Below are 2,559 nucleotides of genomic sequence, written 5' to 3'. Positions count from 1 at the left end.
ATTCTCCACTTCTACTATAAAAAAATAGTAGCACAGACCATGGCCGTGGTCTGTGCTACTAATCTTAGTATGTTTTTTATGCTGGAATCTTCAAACCCATCTTCAATGTTACGCGCTTCGTATTATAAAATTCAATATACCCTTTAATATCTTTCACTAATTCTTCAAATGTGTTATAAGTGGTTAATCGATACATTTCTTCCTTGATAATCCCCCAAAAATTCTCCATTGGACCGTTATCGATACATTTACCAACCCGTGACATGCTGTGTTTTTCTACAAAGTTCTTAAACCCATGTAACGTGTATTGAAATCCACAATCACTATGAAATAATGTTTTCCTCGGAATAATAGTATCTTCAATTTGAGTAACCGTATCAAGAACTAAGGCATTGTTATTACGGTGGGATAGTTTATAGGCTACAATTTTATCATCACCATAATCTAAAATGGCACTTAAATAAGCTTTTGACTGATTGCTATATTTGAATTCTGTGACATCTGTCAATAGTACTTCCATTGTGTTATATTCTGCTTGAAATTCTCTATTTAGTACATTTTCAGCTACATGTTGCGGTTGATTAGGCTTGTAGTTATAGCGTTTGCGGCGGATCACTACTTTTAACTCTAATAACCGCATCGAGCGATACACACATTTATGATTTACTTGAGCGTTTAGGTAATGATTAAGATAGATCGTAATTCGGCGATAGCCATAAATCCCTTTATGTTCGTCATACACTTTTTGAATGCAGTTGATCAGGTGCCGTAAGCGTTTCTCTGTTTTTGTTGGTTTCCGATTGATTCACTTATAATAACCAGAGCGGCTCACACCTAATGCTTCACAGAGATACGTAATTTTAAATCCTTGTTTTTCGAGTTTCATATCGCGTTTGCGTAACATCAACACTCTTTCCACTTCTTCTAACTTTTTTAGCGCGGCATTCTCCGTTTCAAGGTTCTCATTCCGTGCTTTTAATGCGATAATTTCTGTTCGTAACTTTTCCTCATCCGTTTGAATATTGTCTGGCTTTCCACGAACACGTCCATCTACTAGCCCGTCAGGACCGTGTTTTTTATACTTTTGAACCCATGAGTAAACATTATTATAGGAAACTTGATACTTTTCAGCGGTTTCTTTATAAGATAAACCTTGATTCAAGCAATATTTAACGATCTCCATTTTCTCTTCTTGTGTAGTTTTGCGACTCTTCATAGTATACACCTTGGTTTTTGGAGAATAACTCCTGATTTCTTCCTCTCTAGTATACTTGATTATCCATTTCCTGACAGTCTCATGAGACGGAATATAATATATTCGAGATAATTGTTTATTAGGTATTCCTTCTACAAGATAGATCATATACCTGTAAAAGTTAACACATCCAATATGGTTTCATTCAAGTCCAATATGTATTCTGTACCACCAGGATACATAGGAAAAACCGTAGGTTTACAAGTATATGACAACAAAATTCATATTTATTATAACACGGATTTAATTGCGGAAGATCAGATAAGTAATCAAAAGATGAATTTTAAAGAAAGCCATTATGTAGAAAGCTTATCTGATCAACTCCACTTTAAAGACAATATTGAAGAATTAGCATTAAAAAATTTAGCCGCAATTAATAAGGTGTATAAAAATGAATAGTAGCAATTTAAAACTTATTGAAAATTTAAAGTACCTGAAATTAAATCAAATGATTACTCATTTAGATGAAACAGTCGATTTTATGAACAAGAATAACTTATCATTCATCGATGCTTTAATTAAATTAACAGATTATGAAATTGATATGAAAGAAATTAACATGATTAAATCTATGGTGAAAGTTGCCGCTTTTCCACATTTAAAGGAAATAAAAGACTTTGACTTTTCATTTCAACCATCTGTCAATAAAGAACAAATACTAGATTTTACAACTCTACGATTTATTGAACAGAAGGAAAACATAGTATTTTTAGGCTCAAGTGGAGTGGGAAAAACCCACTTAGCAACATCGATAGGAATAGCAGCAGCGAAGAAAAGAACTAGTACATATTTTATTAAGTGTAACGATTTGATATTAAATCTAAAGAAAGCGAAGCTTGAAAATCGATTAGAAACACGTTTAAAGCACTACTCAAAATATAAACTACTTATTATCGATGAAATTGGTTACCTACCTATTGATGAGAATGATGCGAAACTCTTTTTCCAACAGATCGATATGCGATACGAAAATAAAAGCACGATCTTTACAACCAATGCGAACTTTAAATCATGGGGAGAAATATTCCAAGATCCTAAATTAGCAAACGCAATACTTGATCGTATTCTTCATCATGCCACAGTTGTCAATATTGTAGGGGATTCATATCGTTTAAAAAATCATATTCAAACGGAGAAAAAGTCGTAAGCTAAATAATTGTTAGGTATGGCTACAGCCATACCTAATAAGATAAATTTGTACATTATTAAACAATCAAAAGTGTACATGTATGAGTAAAATTATTGTGGGCAAAATTTAACCCCCTCATTTGTTGAGGGAACGTTAGAACGCTCAACAAATGAGG

General features: G+C 33.0%; 4 protein-coding genes. 2 read left to right on the top strand and 2 right to left on the bottom strand.

Translation table 11 applies throughout. The features are described from left to right. Window positions 1-76: 76 nt before the first annotated feature. The gene (locus AC3ASS_RS13955) at window positions 77-805 is read right to left on the bottom strand and encodes an IS3 family transposase (protein WP_488284117.1); all 729 of its coding nucleotides are present in this window, start codon (window positions 803-805) and stop codon (window positions 77-79) included. Next, the gene (locus AC3ASS_RS13950; protein WP_488284116.1) at window positions 806-1,216 is read right to left on the bottom strand and encodes a helix-turn-helix domain-containing protein; all 411 of its coding nucleotides are present in this window, start codon (window positions 1,214-1,216) and stop codon (window positions 806-808) included. Window positions 1,217-1,327: 111 nt separating this feature from the next. On the opposite strand from AC3ASS_RS13950, the gene AC3ASS_RS13945 reads away from it, so the two are divergent. Together AC3ASS_RS13945 and istB are read left to right on the top strand one after the other, a co-directional pair. Next, window positions 1,328-1,654, top strand: coding sequence for a Mu transposase domain-containing protein (locus AC3ASS_RS13945; protein ID WP_488284115.1), 327 nt, complete (start codon window positions 1,328-1,330; stop codon window positions 1,652-1,654). Further along, window positions 1,647-2,402 (top strand): IS21-like element helper ATPase IstB, encoded by a 756-nt coding sequence (gene istB, locus AC3ASS_RS13940; RefSeq protein ID WP_488284114.1) that lies wholly within the window; start codon window positions 1,647-1,649, stop codon window positions 2,400-2,402. Before AC3ASS_RS13945 ends, istB begins: the two co-directional genes overlap by 8 nt. The last annotated feature ends 157 nt before the right edge of the window (window positions 2,403-2,559 follow it).

It is taken from the genome of Bacillus sp. JST-5 (assembly GCF_057747715.1).
This window is presented reverse-complemented; position numbering and strand designations above follow the sequence as displayed.

Excerpts from the sequence above, each read along its gene's own strand:
- AC3ASS_RS13950 (WP_488284116.1), bottom strand. The coding sequence starts at position 1,216 with ATGAAGAGTCGCAAAACTACACAAGAAGAGAAAATGGAGATCGTTAAA.
- istB (WP_488284114.1), top strand. The coding sequence starts at position 1,647 with ATGAATAGTAGCAATTTAAAACTTATTGAAAATTTAAAGTACCTGAAA.